The sequence below is a fragment of the Bacillus oleivorans genome (assembly GCF_900207585.1).
In the GTDB taxonomy this organism is placed as follows: Bacteria; Bacillota; Bacilli; order Bacillales; family JC228; genus Bacillus_BF; species Bacillus_BF oleivorans.
Genome location: NZ_OAOP01000010.1, coordinates 164,228 through 179,305 on the forward strand (window position 1 = coordinate 164,228; position 15,078 = coordinate 179,305).

Here is a 15,078-nt window from a genome sequence, read left to right on the forward strand (position 1 = left end):
TACATACTAATCGAAGAGAAAAGGAGGATTTATTATGCCGTATCATAAAAATAAACAGCAAGCCTTCCAAGCTGCTCAGCAAGGATTTGAACAAGCGAAAAACGCCTATTTAGAAGCAGTCAAAGGCGGTTCAGATTTTGGCCATGAATTAAAGCAATTGAAACAAGAAATAAATGAAGCGTATCAGCAAATTGAAAATGCTTTAGAAAATGCAAGTGAACATCAAAGAACTCAATTGGAACAGTATCAACAGGAACTTGCTGGCTACCTGCAAGAATTTAGCAGTGAGATCAACTCTACGGATATTCATAAATTTTAAAACCAGGCCATGGAGCCTGGTTTTACTTTTATAAAGTTGGTTCTAAGTCATTTCCTCTTACTAAGTGTCGAGCACTAGCAATCCCTTTCTATCTACCTTCATCCTTAATCCTTAATCCTTAATCTCTTGCTTTATGCATTTAGTCCATTAAAAATTACTAGAATAGTGGTGAGATAAATTGAATAAGGTTAAGAAACAGAAAGTTTATTCATAATATTCAAAAAATATACCTAAGTTAGAGAAGGAAGAGGAAAATGAAGGATATGATTATCTGCCGATGTGAGGAAGTTACATTATATGACATTTTAGAACACTTGTCTTCCAGTCAAACTTCAAAAGAAATTAAACTTAAAACTCGTGCATCTATGGGGATTTGTCAGGGAAGAACATGTCGTCCACTCATCGATTCTTTAGTTTCCAAAAAGACAAATATTCCTATCCCTGAACAGCAGTTTAACTTCTAATTTCCCTATTCGACCTATTTCATTAACAGACTTGGAAAAAAATCAATAGAAAGGTGTTTTCTTTATGAGAATAAAAAATCACCCAATCCTTGGACCCCTTGACGAAGCAAATCAAATAATAATCACATTTAATGGAAAAAAATTCACCGCACTGGAAGGAGAGTCCATAGCAGCAGCTTTATTTGCAAATGGGATTCGAATCCTTCGTTATACGGAAAAAGAAAATGCACCAAGAGGAGTCTATTGTGGAATCGGTCATTGTTATGAGTGTCGTGTGTCTGTTAATGGACAAAGTAGTGTACGTGCTTGTATAACACCGGTTAGGCATAGAATGAATATCGAATCTCAAAGGAGCATACACACATGAATTATGATCTGATTATAATCGGAGCTGGTCCTGCAGGGATTAGTGCCGGCATCAAGGCTGCGGAGTATGGAGCAAAAGTAGTCATTGTAGATGAAAATCCGACAGCTGGAGGGAAATTGCTGGGACAGTTACATGAAGAGCCTAACCAAGGATGGTGGATTGGAAGGAAAGTCGCCGAAAGCATGGTCGATCATGCAAACAGATTAGGCATCACTTTCCTCCTAGAAAGAGAAGTGTGGGGGCTTTATCCCAAGTGGACGGTCAAATTAAATAAGGGAGAAGAATTAACTGGCCCATTTGTATTAATTGCGACCGGGGCTGCAGAAAAGGCCACTCCCATTCCAGGCTGGACACTCCCAGGGGTGATGGCCATAGGAGCAGCACAAGTGATCAATAATTATTATCGAGTAAGAACAGGGAAGAAGGTTGCGATTATTGGAATTAATCCCCTATCGTTTACGGTAGCACACGAATTGCAGCTGGCTGGAACAAATGTAGTGGGAATTTTTATTCCTCCTATCAACGATTTTTCAGATGAAGCATCAAATCCAAAACAAATAATCTTTAGGCTTTCAAATTTAGCCCATCTTGCACCAAATTTCATGTTAAAAATCGCAGGGCAAATGGCAAAAAATCCACTTATTCAGGTAATAGGTGCCCAATTTTTCCCATACAAAGGAGTTAAAATTTGGGATATCCCACTTCATTTAAGAAAAACCGTAGTAGAAATTCGAGGTTCGAACAAAGTGGAGCAGATTATAGTAAGAAAAATTAATCGAGATGGATTGGTTAAATCAGACAGCTTTGAAACGCTGGAAGTTGATTGTGTCTGTATCTCTGGCGGTCTATATCCATTAGCTGAATTAGCATCATTAGCAGGCTGTAAATTTGCTTATATCGAAGAATTAGGCGGTCATGTACCGATACATAGTGCTGAATTAGAAACGACTAGGGAAGGGATCTTTGTTGCAGGAAATATTATTGGGATTGAGGGGGCAAAAGTGGCTATGGCTCAAGGGGAGTTAGCCGGGCTTTCTATTTCTAATCGTTTAGGAAGAATTCATGACGCAAAATCTCTAATAAAGGAGGCACAAGATCAAGTTCAGGAAGTCAGGAGAAATGCACTGATCAAATTCCTGCCAAGCATCGAACAAGGAAAAAGTAAAATGCATCAGTTATGGAATCAAAACGTGATAAATACTTGAAAACCTAGGGGAAGTGAACCAATTGAGAACAGCCGATATTGTGATAATAGGCGGTGGTGTAATTGGAGCCTCTATTGCCTATCGTTTAGCCGATAGATCTAGAAAAGTGATTTTAGTAGAAAAAGGGGGAATAGGAGAACAAACATCTGGCTCTTGTGATAAAGGTATATACCTGCAATCTAAGAAACCAGGCATACATCTAGAATTAGCAAGAGCAAGCAGACAAATTTATGAAAATCTTGAAGAAGAATTAGGAATCCCAATTGAATTCCGAAAAGGAGGTGGAATGATTGTTATTGAGTCAGAAAAGCATTTAGAGTTTATGAAAAACTTTTCTGATAGGCAAAGAAAAGCAGGAATCGACATCAGATTTCTTGATCGAAATGAATCATTAAAGAGGCAGCCTTGTCTGTCTCCAGCTATCGTTGGTTCAACCTATAGTCCAGAAGATGCTGAAGTCAATCCATTACTGCTCAGTCAGGCTTTTACTCGGGCAGCAAAAGAAAAAGGGGCAGAAATTAGGACACATACCGAGGTAAAGACGATAGACCAGCAACACGGAAAAATCGTCGGTATACAAACCACCAAAGACTATATCTCCACTGAGCTGGTTGTAAATGCTGCAGGGCCATATGCACCTGCGATTGGAAAAATGGTCGGCGTAGAGATACCAATTAAGCCACGGCGAGGGGTCATTCTTATTTCTGAAAAAGCAGAACCTATTGTAAACGGAAATATTCTTTGTGCTCAATACATAGCGGCGAAATATCTTTCGCAGTCGAATCTTGAAGAAGTGCCTCCTTACGGCATTGGACTTTCTTTAGGACAAACGGAAAGCGGAAATTTATTAATTGGCGGAAGCAGAGAATTTCAAGGGTTTAATAAAGCGGTTGACCCTAAAGTTCTTTCTGCAATAGCTAGACACGCTATTGGAATTGTTCCATCTATTAAAAAACTCCGAATCATCCGCTCTATGGCTGGATTTCGCCCCTATACGGAAGATGGTCTTCCCATTATTGATTTTGCACCAGCCATAAAAGGATTCCTGATCGCTGCTGGTCATGAGGGGGATGGCATTGCCCTTGCTCCTATCACAGGAATATTAGTTGCTGATTTATTAGAAAAAAAGCGAAGGTATGAGGTTTTCTTAGAGAAGTTGACTCTCAGTCGATTTTTAACTAAAGGGGGGTAATCAATTGAATTTAGAAATATGGTTTTGGTTTTCTGCTATATTCATGAGCATATTTTTCATTGTGATGTCGTTTAAATTAAAGAAAATGGCAGATACAAGCTTTTCTCATTTTGCCATTGCAGGCGGGACGTTACCATTTTTTCTCATATTATTTACTGATATTGCCACCATCATGGGAGTAGGAAATTTTATTGGCCACTCGAGCAAAGGGTATGATGTAGGGTTTGCCAATATTCCGTTTGTTGTAGGTGAACAAGGTGCAAAAATTATCTTTGCTCTAGTTTTTGCCGGTTTCGCGGCACGGTTTACCTATCATTCAATCTCTGAGCTGATGGATGATCTCATTTTGCGTGATAAGGTATCTCGTGCACTCATTGGCTTGCTGACCGGTTCAATTATGATATCTTGGGTTGGCGGTCAAGGAAAAGGAATGGGGGATTTATTCGCGGTTTTTACAGGAACAGATCCAATTCCACTTATCATTATGTTTTCCGCGGTTTTCATCCTTTACACCATGGTTGGCGGGATGTACTCTGTTGTATGGACTGAACTGATTCAAGGAGCTCTATTAATAGCTATTGCTATTTGGTTTTATGTGAAAGTATTTGCAAAAATTGACTTCAGTATTGCCACTTTGAAAACGAAATTAGCTGAAGTAGATGCCGTTCATTTGGCAGAGTGGAATCTTTCTTTCGGGGAAGTGGCGACTTTATTTGTTACAGGAACTTTCGGAATTCTTGCTGCACAAGTATATTGGCAGCGCTGTTTTGCGGCAAATAATCCAAAGTCAGCCAGTCGAGCCATGCTTTATAGCGGAATTATAGCCATTATTTTTACATGTATCGCTACTGTTTCCGGAATGATTGTAAAGATTTATAACTCTAACCTCGATCCTAATCAAGCATTACCATGGTTAATAATGGAAGAAATGGGCCAATTTGTAGCACTCGCCTTCTTCATTCTCATTTTTTTAGCCGCGATTTCAAGTGCAGCCTCGTCTTTACACTCCGCAGCTACAATACTAATTAATGACTTAATCATTCCATTTAATTCCAATAAAAATGATTCTTATTATGTAAAATTTACACGCTGGTGTATTCTCATTGTTGGGGTGGTTGCCGTAGGTGCAGCTCTTTGGGCGGAATCCATTATAAGTCTTTTCTCTCTAGCATACACAATGGCAGGTGGAGGAGTTGTACCGGTTCTGATCGTCGGATTATTATGGAAGCGGAAAAAACAGGATACCCACCAAATGGGATTGCAAAACAGTGGTGTATCTGTATGGGGCGGACGAATTGGATTAATTTCAGGATCAATTGGTTCACTCGTATTTGGCATATTATGGGGTGTCGCTATTTCTGTCGTATTAACGATCATATTTTCGTTATTACTGCCAACTAATCGTGAAATGGATCTAACCAATATAAAAAATACGGTATCTGCTGATACCGAGAATGTATAAGATGTTGATTGAAACACTATAAGTAAAGTCTTGACAGAGAAGGGTATTAGAAAAATCGAGTTACCCTTTTCTGTCCTTTTTTACATAGAAAAGTTTATTATTGATTCTTCTTTCTCTTCTTATTAAATTGCTTTTGTTCTTCTGTTAATGGTTCATTGGAGAGTTCTTCGTTATAACCTGCACCTTTTCCTTGCGCTTTTGCGGCGTTCATACCTGGTCTAACATGGTTTGCTCTGCGTTTTGCCATCGCTTTACACCTCCTGTTACACTTAGTTTTACCCGTAATATCCATGGCTACAGTATCTAAAAAGTGGATGGATTTCCAGAGGGGATTTGGCTCGGACAAGATGACGCGGGCAGAAAAAAGGAATCAGACAGATATCTATGATAAGATAAGCTTATTAGAAACTATAACTTTATCGATATTTACTTATATTTAAGGTTGTATTAAGATATTAAATGGAAAAGTCGCAAATTGTAACTTTTCGACAATTACGTTAAACTATTAACGGATTTTGTACAGAGGGGGAAATACAATGGCGAAACATGATGTTTTTAATGCCCGTTCTTCTTTTGAATTGAATGGCAAAAACTATCACTACTATCGTCTTGCAGCTCTTGAAGAAGCGGGTGTTGGTAATGTCTCTAAGCTGCCTTTTTCAATTAGAGTGTTACTTGAATCTGTGTTACGTCAAGTTGATGGACGTGTTATTACAAAAGAGCATGTTGAAAACTTAACAAAATGGGGAACTGACGAGCAAAAAGACGTGGATGTTCCTTTTAAACCATCTCGTGTCATTCTACAAGACTTTACAGGCGTTCCAGCAGTAGTAGACTTAGCATCTCTTCGTAAAGCAATGGCTGACCTAGGTGGCAATCCTGATCAAATTAATCCTGAAATTCCGGTTGACTTGGTCATTGACCACTCCGTTCAAGTTGATAAATTTGGTACGCCAGATGCGTTAAAAGTCAACATGGATCTTGAATTTGAACGTAACGCTGAACGTTATCAATTCTTAAGCTGGGCGAAGAAAGCGTTTAACAACTACCAAGCCGTTCCGCCAGCTACGGGGATCGTTCACCAGGTAAACCTTGAATACTTAGCTAATGTTGTACATGCAGTTGAAAATGCAGACGGTGAAGTTGAAACCTACCCAGATACACTGGTTGGTACTGACTCCCATACGACTATGATCAACGGTATCGGTGTTCTTGGATGGGGTGTTGGCGGTATTGAAGCTGAAGCAGGAATGCTTGGACAGCCTTCATACTTCCCAGTTCCTGAAGTAGTCGGTGTTAAATTCACTGGCGAACTTCCAAACGGTGCAACTGCAACTGACCTTGCACTTAAAGTAACTCAAGTTTTACGTCAGCATGGGGTTGTAGGCAAATTCGTTGAATACTTTGGACCAGGCGTATCTACTTTACCGCTTGCAGACAGAGCAACGATTGCCAATATGGCACCTGAATACGGAGCAACTTGCGGATTCTTCCCAGTTGACGGCGAAGCATTGGAATATCTTCGTTTAACAGGACGCAGTGAAGAACAAGTTCAGCTTGTTGAAAAATACTGCAAAGAAAATGGCTTATTCTTCACACCAGATGCAGAACCAACTTATACCACTGTAATTGAAGTGAACTTATCTGAAATTGAAGCAAATCTTTCTGGTCCTAAGCGCCCTCAAGATTTAATTCCGCTTTCAGCAATGAAAGAATCCTTTAACAAAGCTCTTGCAGCTCCAGCTGGCAACCAGGGCTTTGGTCTAGGCGCAGATGAAGTGAACAAAGAGATTACGGTTAAGTTTGAAACTGGGGAAGAAGTTAATATGAAGACAGGTGCAGTAGCGATTGCCGCTATTACAAGCTGTACCAATACTTCTAACCCTTACGTTATGTTAGGTGCGGGTCTTGTTGCGAAAAAAGCTGTTGAAAAAGGCTTAGAAGTTCCTAAATACGTAAAAACATCTTTAGCACCAGGATCTAAGGTTGTTACTGGTTACCTTAACGATTCAGGCTTGCTTCCATACCTTGAACAACTTGGCTTTAACCTTGTTGGTTATGGTTGTACAACATGTATCGGTAACTCAGGACCACTTGCTCCTGAAATTGAAAAAGCAATTGCTGAAAATGACCTTCTTGTTACATCTGTATTATCAGGTAACCGTAATTTTGAAGGACGGATTCATCCATTAGTAAAAGGTAACTACCTTGCATCTCCACCGCTAGTTGTGGCGTATGCACTTGCAGGCACAGTAGATATTGACTTGCAAAACGATCCAATAGGTAAAGACAAAGATGGTAACAATGTATTCTTTAAAGACATCTGGCCTTCTTCTGAAGAAGTGAAAGAAGCTGTTAAGAAAACCGTTACTCCTGAATTGTTCCGTCGTGAATACAAGCGTGTATTTGATGACAACGAGCGCTGGAATGCAATCGAAACTAGCGATGAGCCACTTTACACTTGGGATGAGAATTCTACTTATATCGCAAACCCTCCATTCTTTGAAGGGCTTTCCAAAGAACCAGGTGAAGTAAAACCTCTTGGCGGCATGCGTGTAGTAGGTAAATTCGGTGACTCTGTAACAACTGACCATATTTCTCCTGCTGGAGCAATCGGTAAAGATACACCAGCTGGTAAATACTTGCGTGAAAAAGGCGTTGAAATCAGAGATTTCAACTCTTACGGATCTCGTCGCGGTAACCACGAAGTTATGATGCGCGGTACATTTGCAAACATCCGTATCAAAAACCAAATTGCTCCTGGCACAGAAGGCGGTTACACGACTTACTGGCCAACTGGCGAAGTGATGTCTATCTATGATGCTTGTATGAAATATAAGCAAGATGGTACAGGACTAGTTGTTCTTGCTGGTAAAGATTACGGTATGGGATCTTCCCGTGACTGGGCTGCCAAAGGTACAAACCTGCTTGGCATCAAGACAGTTATTGCTGAAAGCTTCGAGCGTATTCACCGTTCAAACCTTGTATTAATGGGTGTTCTTCCACTTCAATTCAAGGAAGGCGAAAACGCTGAAACTCTTGGCTTAACTGGTAAAGAGACGATCGATGTGCAAATCGATGAAAACGTAAAACCACGTGATATTGTAAAAGTTACAGCTACAGATGAAGCAGGAAACAAGAAAGAATTTGAAGTATTGGTTCGTTTCGATTCTGAAGTTGAAATCGACTACTACCGCCATGGCGGTATTCTGCAAATGGTATTACGTAATAAGCTTTTAGGAGCTTAAGATGAATTAAAACCCCGTGACTGTCTAGTGCGGGGTTTTTTGTGTTTTTGGAGGCGGTGGATTTGGTAGAGGAGGATGAGTTTAGTGCTCTAAAGGACTAATCTCTGGCTTTCAACTCTGGTTAGGTCTAATAGAAGGGTTCTAAAGAATTTTTGATTGCCTCATGGCAGCGATTTGGTCGTTAAGAGGCATGCTAAGTGACTTTTTTGTTTAATAACGCTGGATTCGGTCGTTTAGAGGCTTGCTAAGTGACATTTTTTGTTTCACTCCGCTGCATTTGGTCGTTTAAAGGCTTGCTAAGTGACATTTTTTGTTTCACTCCGCTGCATTTGGTCGTTTAAAGGCTTGCTAAGTGACATTTTTTGTTTCACTCCGCTGCATTTGGTCGTTTAAAAGCTTGCTAATTAACCTTTTTCGCTACACACAGTCAATTTGGTCTTTAGATTCTTCCCAAGTGACCTTTCTACGTCACACACCGTTCATAAACCCAAAAATTCAACCAAAGTACACAACTGAAACTGGAAACAGCCCCATCCTTTCATGTAAGATGAATTATATAAACCTTATTACAAGGAGTTTAGAAATGGGAGACATCCAAATCGGGCCATTTATTATGTCTTCACTTATGTTATCACTGCTGTTTTCGATTTTTGTGGCATACATAATCAGCGGACAATCCGTAAAACGCGATCCGCTGATAAAAAAGCAATGGCAAGATGCCGTGTTCAACAGTGTTTTTCTTTTTGTCCTTATTTACAAGGGAAGCATTGCACTATTCCGGCCAGTCCTTCTTTTTGAAAATCCAAAAGCACTTTTATTTTTTAATGGCGGGCAAAAAGGAATGTTTCTTGCGATTATTGTTATTGTTATATATCTTTATGTGAAGATTAAAAAAGAAAAGTGGAAGATTGAGAAAATTTATCCAGCCATTGTAAGCGGCTCCCTATCATTTACGATTTCATTATTTTGCTGTTACTTAGTTTTACTGCTATAAATCACGCTTTTTAGGAGGTAGCACCTTGGTTAAAAAAGTAATCGCTATTGTGACACTTGTAGCTCTTTGTACTGTTGCGATCGTCCAAGCAATAGAAAAAGAACAAATGGACCGGATGCCCGGGTTAAAAATTGGAACGGAAGCTCCTGATTTTACCTTGGAAACATTAAATGGAGATATAGTGAGTTTATCTGATTATAGAGGAAAAAAAGTGCTTCTTAATTTTTGGGCTACCTGGTGTGAACCATGTAAAGCTGAAATGCCGGAAATGCAGAAATACTATGATGAACATAAAGATGGAAATATGGAAATATTAGCGGTTAATATTGACCCGCTTAATAATGTAAAGGGATTTGTTGAAGAACTCGGTCTGACTTTTCCAATCCTCTTAGACCCGATTAAAACAAAAGGGGATGCGGTCAACGAGATTTATCAGACACTTGTAATTCCGACAACCTATATTATTGACGAAGAAGGCAAAATTGAGGCAAAGTATACTTCAACTATGACATTAGATGTGATCGAAGATTTAATGGGAGAGTAGGTGCAGATTTGCTCTCCTTTTTACATGTCCAATAACCTATCTGACTTGTACAACTGAAACATCTATACTATTTAAATTAAATTTTCAAAAAGTTGTCATAATTGCAATCGTTTTCGTCAAGACTAAATGATAAGATAGAAGAAAGGAAGGTGACATGTGATGAGAAGACCTAGAAAGCGTTCCTTTTCAGAGCTCGTCCAGGAAAATAAACAGGCTTTATTAAAAGATGAACAGGCATTAGAAAAACTTGAACAAAGATTAGAACAAAAACATTTAAAAAAAGCCGAATAAAGGTTTTTCCACTAATATCTCTTCTTCACATGTAAAAACTAAAGTGGAGGAGGGATATTTTAATGAGTAATCCGAAAAAGAACCGTGAGCATTTTCAACCAAACCATATCGGAACGCAATCGCGCGGATTTGGAGGCAATAAGGGCAAGAAAATGCAAGACAAGAGCGGAGAACATGCTCAAGTTATACAGACAAAAGGTGAATAGAACCGATACCATGCTTTACCTCCATTAAAGTGCCTCACTTTTGAACAAACTAAGTTCGAATCTTCAACAAAGAGGAGGATTTAAAGCATGAATCACCGAAAACCACATCCGGATGACCGCAGTGATAACGTAGAGAAGCTTCAATCCATGGTTCAGAATACCATTGAAAATATCGAAGAAGCTGAAGCTTCTATGGAGTTTAGTTCTGGAGAACAGCGGAAACAAATCGAAGAAAAGAATGAAAGAAGACGGGAAAGCATTGCTGCGTTTCGTGAGGAAATAAAGAACGAAGCGAACGCACAAAAGTAAAAACGGTATACACGTAAGAGGGTCAGCCTACCTGAGTTGAACCCTCTTTTTTATTTTTAAACAAAGCAAACCATATGGGTAGCAGGACTTGGGTATGATAAGATAGAACCAGAATAGGAAAAGCGAGAGTATAAATGATGAAACAAACAATAGACCCAAATCTAGAATGGATTCACCATCATGTATTAGCATGGACCGAAGAAAGAAATATTCCTTCAGCCATGGATGCTTTAGAAAAGGTATATCATTTAACGAAAAGTACCGAAGCCAACGATATCCTTTCGCTAGGTTATGCATTAGTTGCATTAGCTCTAAGAGCAGAACAGAAACATCCAACCTTAATTCAAACTTGGATTCAGGAGGCATTGCGATTAGACCCAACAAATTCAATGGCGCTCGATTTATCCGCTCAATTAGAGTGGGCTAAAAAACGCAATCTATTTGCACGTGTTTCCTTTCCTCTTATTAGAGAGACAGATAATCGGACTGCCAAAAGAAAAGCGGCCCATCAGTTAATCGAAGAGTCTAAAAAGCTTTACATAGAACTGAAGGATGCCCTGGAGATCCATGATGATCAGCATTCTTCTCTGCCACTCGAGAATCTAAGACAAATAGCAGAGGAAGCAATCCAAACTGTAGACGAATTAATCAATGCTTCAGAAAAGTATGAGCAATCCTTAACCGGCACCTTTTACACATCGGTTCATTATGAAGAGATGATCGAAAAGGTAAAGGAAGTAGAGCGATTGCAGGCAATGTGGGAAAGTCAGCTTGAGTCTTTTGCCGATCAGACACTTAATGATCGTTCCGCCTTACAAGAACTAGAATCCATGATCGGTCTTCATGATGTTAAAACGAGAATGAACCAGTACTATCAATTTTTAAAGTATCAAAAGCAAAGAAAAAAATGGGGATTTCAGTCCAAGGATGTCATGAGCTTGAACATGATTCTAACTGGGAATCCCGGGACTGGAAAAACAACAATTGCCCGGCTCCTGGCGCGAATTTATCACGAATTAGGTTTGCTTCCGCGCAATGAAGTATTGGAAGTAAATCGTTCGCATCTGATTGGAGCCTTTATGGGCCAAACAGAAGAAAATGTTAAGCATTATGTCGAAAAAGCTCTAGGCGGCGTTTTATTTATTGATGAAGCATACAGTTTGAAACGGGACGGACAATCCGGTCAGGATTTTGGACAAACAGCGATTGACACGCTTGTTTCCCTGATGACCAGTAAAGAATACGGCGGCAAATTTGCAGTCATTTTAGCTGGATACCCTGAAGAAATGCGAAACTTTTTAGATAGTAACCCGGGACTTAGAAGCCGATTCCCTTCCTCTAATCATTTTCATTTAAGCGATTATAGCAATGAGGAGCTGCTTGAAATAGCGAAGCTGATTGCTTTCGAGAACGATTATATCTTGACCGAAAAAGCACTGCTGGAAGTTTCAGCAAGGATTGAAAAGGAACGGATTGATGATACATTTGGAAACGCTCGGACAGTACGGGACATTATTTTAAATGCGATTTTTAAAAAAGGGGTTCAAACCGGCAATACTTATGATGTTCTCCAATACAGTTTTATTGAACGAGAGCATGTTTCATGCGATGCAATGGAAGATGAAAACACTGTCACAGATGAGCTTGACCAATTGATTGGGTTAAATTCGATAAAAGACGAAGTTACGGCCATTATGGCTTTTTTAGAGGCCCAGCAAAAACGGAGGGATCTGGGTCTCCCATCCGTTCCGCTTCAATTACATTCCGTATTCTCAGGTAACCCCGGGACCGGGAAAACAACAGTGGCTTCTATTTTTTCTAAGCTTTTAAAAAATATTGGAATCCTTAAAAGAGGTCATCTTGTTGTCGTGAGCCGGGCGGATTTAGTTGCGGAATATGTCGGTCAGACGGCAACTAAGACTAAAAAGAAAATACGTGAAGCCTTAGGCGGTGTATTATTTATTGACGAGGCCTATTCTCTCTTCAAAGAAGGCGGCCAGGATTTTGGAAAAGAGGCAATTGAAACGCTCGTCGATGAAATGACGAAGCATCACGAAAATCTCGTTGTCATCATGGCGGGGTACCCACTTGAAATGGAAGAACTGCTGAACAGCAATCCAGGTTTGCGGTCCCGTTTTAAAAAGTTTTTTGCTTTTCCGGACTATACTCCTGAGGAATTGGTGCAAATCGGGGAGAAATTCTGTAAAAAATACGCTTATACGATTTTACCGGACGCAAGAGAGTGGTTATTAGAACGATTAAATGAGCAAGTTATCCCGGGGAATGGGCGTTTTATGGATAATCTGATGTCGGAAGCGATCCAGGGACAAGCATTACGGGTTATAAAAGAAATAGGATCTGACACGGATCACTTATCTATTATTAGTAAAGAAGATATAGAAAATGCTTTTGTGAAAGCAAGAAATGGGGATTCGATATTATGATTGTTTCAAAATCAGAGATAAAAGTACGCTATGCCGAAACAGATCAAATGGGTGTTGTTTACCATGGCAATTATTTAGTCTGGATGGAAGTCGGCCGTACACAGCTGATTGAAGACCTGGGATTCCAATACGCACAGATGGAGGAAGATGGGATTATATCACCTGTGATTGATGTGCATATCCAATACAAAAAACCAGTAAAATACGGGGAAACAGCCGTGGTTGAAACCTGGCTCGAGGATTATGACGGCATTCGCTCTGTGTATGGGTACCGTATATTAAAAGAAAACGGGGAACTTGCTGCAGAAGCAACCTCAAAGCATGTGATCGTTAAAAAAGATAGTTTTCGCCCAGTATCACTACGCAAGCATTTTCCAGATTGGCATGAAGTCTATGAAAAAGCGAAAATGAAAAAAGAGTAGAGGTTCTCTTTATGGCTTTTGGGATTAAACGAAAAGAGATAATGGAGTGGAAACGTAAAATTGATGCCGGTGAAATCGCCTTTCTCACTCATTACTGGATCGATGAACGGTTTCCAGAGTGCAAAACAGTCACAAAGGCAGGCTGTCATGATTTAAATCGGCTCGCTGCCTGGGGAAAACAATATGGATTAAAAAAAGAATGGATCCATCAAAGGGCAGATGGATACTCGCACTATGATTTACTTGGCGAGATTGAAAAGGCTATTTTAGAAAGTGAAGGGTTAATTGATCAATACTTAAAATTTAAAAGATAAAAAGCGTGGACATTCGTGTCACACGCTTTTTTATTTAGGTAGCATATGCTCTAGTATTTCCTGATTTAACGCAGCAGCATTCGGAACGCCATAGCTTTCAGCTTCGGCAAGCGGGACAACGAGATAATCTCTAAGGTACTTGCTAAAAACGTAAGTCGGGTGGAACCGGACGTCCGTTATTTTGACAGTTGACTCACCTTCAACAAAGGTTTTGACAAGATCTACTTCGACAAGTCCGCCAATATCCTTGTAATCCCACATTTGACCGGATAGGAAGTTTCCTAAAGAAAACACGACTAACCCTGTTTCACCCTTTTCCGTTTCGACCCATTCAATCGGCTGGAGCACATGGGGGTGATGGCCGAAAACGATATCGACTCCTTCACTAATAAAAAATTGAGCCAGATCAATTTGATGCTGGTTTGGAAACCTGATATACTCTTGTCCCCAGTGAATACTCATCACCACTACGTCTGCTGCTTCTTTGGCCCGTTTAATTTCATTTCTGATTTTTTCTTCATTAACTACATTAACTAAGTACTCTTTTCCATCAGGTACGGGAAGTCCATTCGTAGAGATTGTGTAAGATAAAAAGGCTATCGATATTTTATTTTTTTCGATGATCCTTAGTTTCTTTTGATCTTCAAAGCTTTTATAACTGCCTACGTATGGGAGGCCGACTGATTCATAATATTGGATGGCGGAAAGAACGCCGTTTTCCCCTTTATCCAGCGTATGATTGTTGGCCGTCGAAATAATATCGACACCGGCTTTGATAATGGCATCACCCGCTTCCTGGGGACTATTAAATAAGGGATAATTGGAAATACCAATTTCTTTTCCTCCCAAAATACTTTCCTGATTCGCTAAGAGTATATCGGGCTTTTGTAAAAGCGGGGTTATATTGGCAAACATAGGGTCAAAATTGTAGCTCCCATTTATACCTTTTTCAAAGGCGTCCTCATAGAGCCAATCATGAATTAATATATCACCAATTGCACCAAGAGTAACCGAAGTTTCATATCCCTTTTCCTGATAGATAAATGGTGCAAATGTATGCAATCTAACTGGGGTGGTTTCCATAGCCAGAGTCTCATCCTGTTTTGTTACCCATTGAAAGGTTAACAGTCCGGCAAATGTCAAAAGCAAAATGAAGGTCAATATTATTATATTTTTCATATAGTTTTCCTTTCCATAGCCACAATACGATAATTTCACTATACGCGACTATAGTCCTATTGAAAAGCGAATTTACGGAATTTACTAATTCTACTCCTGTGGAAGTTTGCAAATTAAG

The 15,078-nt window shown here is 39.7% G+C and carries 17 protein-coding genes; 15 read left to right on the forward strand and 2 right to left on the reverse strand.

Translation table 11 applies throughout. The annotated features are described in order from the left end of the window. Positions 1–34: 34 nt before the first annotated feature. From CRO56_RS19125 to CRO56_RS19150, 6 genes are all read left to right on the forward strand, one after another. Entirely contained in the window at positions 35–319 is a 285-nt protein-coding gene (locus CRO56_RS19125; protein WP_097160220.1) for a hypothetical protein, read from the forward strand. 254 nt (positions 320–573) lie between these two features. After that, a complete protein-coding gene (locus CRO56_RS19130; RefSeq protein WP_097160221.1) occupies positions 574–783 on the forward strand; it encodes a (2Fe-2S)-binding protein in 210 nt (69 codons plus the stop codon). A 64-nt stretch (positions 784–847) separates the two neighbouring features. Beyond that, the gene (locus tag CRO56_RS19135) at positions 848–1,150 is read left to right on the forward strand and encodes a (2Fe-2S)-binding protein (RefSeq protein ID WP_097160222.1); all 303 of its coding nucleotides are present in this window, start codon (positions 848–850) and stop codon (positions 1,148–1,150) included. Continuing rightward, positions 1,147–2,355 (forward strand): NAD(P)/FAD-dependent oxidoreductase, encoded by a 1,209-nt coding sequence (locus CRO56_RS19140; protein ID WP_097160223.1) that lies wholly within the window; start codon positions 1,147–1,149, stop codon positions 2,353–2,355. The genes CRO56_RS19135 and CRO56_RS19140 overlap by 4 nt, the downstream gene beginning before the upstream one ends. A gap of 22 nt (positions 2,356–2,377) precedes the next feature. Continuing rightward, the gene (locus tag CRO56_RS19145; protein WP_179714360.1) at positions 2,378–3,547 is read left to right on the forward strand and encodes an NAD(P)/FAD-dependent oxidoreductase; all 1,170 of its coding nucleotides are present in this window, start codon (positions 2,378–2,380) and stop codon (positions 3,545–3,547) included. A gap of 4 nt (positions 3,548–3,551) precedes the next feature. Further along, positions 3,552–5,009 carry a sodium:solute symporter family protein gene (locus CRO56_RS19150; RefSeq protein ID WP_245855991.1) on the forward strand — a complete coding sequence of 486 codons (1,458 nt, stop codon included), beginning with the start codon at positions 3,552–3,554 and terminating at the stop codon, positions 5,007–5,009. A 97-nt stretch (positions 5,010–5,106) separates the two neighbouring features. Here the strand turns inward: CRO56_RS19150 and sspO are convergent, their stop codons facing one another. Further along, positions 5,107–5,256 carry a small acid-soluble spore protein O gene (gene sspO / locus CRO56_RS19155; protein WP_097160225.1) on the reverse strand — a complete coding sequence of 50 codons (150 nt, stop codon included), beginning with the start codon at positions 5,254–5,256 and terminating at the stop codon, positions 5,107–5,109. A gap of 289 nt (positions 5,257–5,545) precedes the next feature. Here sspO and acnA point away from each other — a divergent pair, with 289 nt between their 5' ends. The 9 genes from acnA to CRO56_RS19200 all read left to right on the forward strand — a co-directional run bounded on the left by acnA (position 5,546) and on the right by CRO56_RS19200 (position 13,781). Then, positions 5,546–8,257 carry an aconitate hydratase AcnA gene (gene acnA, locus CRO56_RS19160; RefSeq protein WP_097160226.1) on the forward strand — a complete coding sequence of 904 codons (2,712 nt, stop codon included), beginning with the start codon at positions 5,546–5,548 and terminating at the stop codon, positions 8,255–8,257. A 583-nt stretch (positions 8,258–8,840) separates the two neighbouring features. Beyond that, entirely contained in the window at positions 8,841–9,251 is a 411-nt protein-coding gene (locus CRO56_RS19165) for a hypothetical protein (RefSeq protein ID WP_097160227.1), read from the forward strand. A 25-nt stretch (positions 9,252–9,276) separates the two neighbouring features. Then, positions 9,277–9,795 (forward strand): redoxin domain-containing protein, encoded by a 519-nt coding sequence (locus CRO56_RS19170; protein WP_097160228.1) that lies wholly within the window; start codon positions 9,277–9,279, stop codon positions 9,793–9,795. A gap of 159 nt (positions 9,796–9,954) precedes the next feature. Next, positions 9,955–10,086 carry an FbpB family small basic protein gene (locus CRO56_RS19175; protein ID WP_097160229.1) on the forward strand — a complete coding sequence of 44 codons (132 nt, stop codon included), beginning with the start codon at positions 9,955–9,957 and terminating at the stop codon, positions 10,084–10,086. A 62-nt stretch (positions 10,087–10,148) separates the two neighbouring features. Continuing rightward, complete coding sequence (locus CRO56_RS19180; protein WP_097160230.1) at positions 10,149–10,292, forward strand: acid-soluble spore protein N; 144 nt, start codon at positions 10,149–10,151, stop codon at positions 10,290–10,292. Between the two features lie 87 nt (positions 10,293–10,379). Continuing rightward, positions 10,380–10,601 (forward strand): small acid-soluble spore protein Tlp, encoded by a 222-nt coding sequence (gene tlp / locus CRO56_RS19185; RefSeq protein ID WP_097160231.1) that lies wholly within the window; start codon positions 10,380–10,382, stop codon positions 10,599–10,601. A 137-nt stretch (positions 10,602–10,738) separates the two neighbouring features. Further along, a complete protein-coding gene (locus tag CRO56_RS19190; RefSeq protein ID WP_179714361.1) occupies positions 10,739–13,045 on the forward strand; it encodes an AAA family ATPase in 2,307 nt (768 codons plus the stop codon). Further along, a complete protein-coding gene (locus CRO56_RS19195) occupies positions 13,042–13,467 on the forward strand; it encodes an acyl-CoA thioesterase (RefSeq protein WP_097160233.1) in 426 nt (141 codons plus the stop codon). The genes CRO56_RS19190 and CRO56_RS19195 overlap by 4 nt, the downstream gene beginning before the upstream one ends. A gap of 11 nt (positions 13,468–13,478) precedes the next feature. Further along, the gene (locus tag CRO56_RS19200) at positions 13,479–13,781 is read left to right on the forward strand and encodes a hypothetical protein (RefSeq protein ID WP_097160234.1); all 303 of its coding nucleotides are present in this window, start codon (positions 13,479–13,481) and stop codon (positions 13,779–13,781) included. Between the two features lie 30 nt (positions 13,782–13,811). On the opposite strand, the gene CRO56_RS19205 is transcribed toward CRO56_RS19200, so the two are convergent. Further along, positions 13,812–14,960, reverse strand: a complete 1,149-nt coding sequence (locus tag CRO56_RS19205) for a CapA family protein (RefSeq protein ID WP_097160235.1) — start codon at positions 14,958–14,960, stop codon at positions 13,812–13,814. Positions 14,961–15,078: the final 118 nt, after the last annotated feature.

What these genes read in the sequence shown, in the direction of transcription:
- tlp (WP_097160231.1), top strand. Translation starts at nt 10,380, where the DNA reads ATGAATCACCGAAAACCACATCCGGATGACCGCAGTGATAACGTAGAG.
- acnA (WP_097160226.1), top strand. Translation starts at nt 5,546, where the DNA reads ATGGCGAAACATGATGTTTTTAATGCCCGTTCTTCTTTTGAATTGAAT.
- CRO56_RS19130 (WP_097160221.1), top strand. Translation starts at nt 574, where the DNA reads ATGAAGGATATGATTATCTGCCGATGTGAGGAAGTTACATTATATGAC.
- sspO (WP_097160225.1), bottom strand. Translation starts at nt 5,256, where the DNA reads ATGGCAAAACGCAGAGCAAACCATGTTAGACCAGGTATGAACGCCGCA.
- CRO56_RS19125 (WP_097160220.1), top strand. Translation starts at nt 35, where the DNA reads ATGCCGTATCATAAAAATAAACAGCAAGCCTTCCAAGCTGCTCAGCAA.
- CRO56_RS19190 (WP_179714361.1), top strand. Translation starts at nt 10,739, where the DNA reads ATGAAACAAACAATAGACCCAAATCTAGAATGGATTCACCATCATGTA.
- CRO56_RS19165 (WP_097160227.1), top strand. Translation starts at nt 8,841, where the DNA reads ATGGGAGACATCCAAATCGGGCCATTTATTATGTCTTCACTTATGTTA.
- CRO56_RS19140 (WP_097160223.1), top strand. Translation starts at nt 1,147, where the DNA reads ATGAATTATGATCTGATTATAATCGGAGCTGGTCCTGCAGGGATTAGT.
- CRO56_RS19195 (WP_097160233.1), top strand. Translation starts at nt 13,042, where the DNA reads ATGATTGTTTCAAAATCAGAGATAAAAGTACGCTATGCCGAAACAGAT.
- CRO56_RS19135 (WP_097160222.1), top strand. Translation starts at nt 848, where the DNA reads ATGAGAATAAAAAATCACCCAATCCTTGGACCCCTTGACGAAGCAAAT.
- CRO56_RS19180 (WP_097160230.1), top strand. Translation starts at nt 10,149, where the DNA reads ATGAGTAATCCGAAAAAGAACCGTGAGCATTTTCAACCAAACCATATC.
- CRO56_RS19205 (WP_097160235.1), bottom strand. Translation starts at nt 14,960, where the DNA reads ATGAAAAATATAATAATATTGACCTTCATTTTGCTTTTGACATTTGCC.
- CRO56_RS19200 (WP_097160234.1), top strand. Translation starts at nt 13,479, where the DNA reads ATGGCTTTTGGGATTAAACGAAAAGAGATAATGGAGTGGAAACGTAAA.
- CRO56_RS19175 (WP_097160229.1), top strand. Translation starts at nt 9,955, where the DNA reads ATGAGAAGACCTAGAAAGCGTTCCTTTTCAGAGCTCGTCCAGGAAAAT.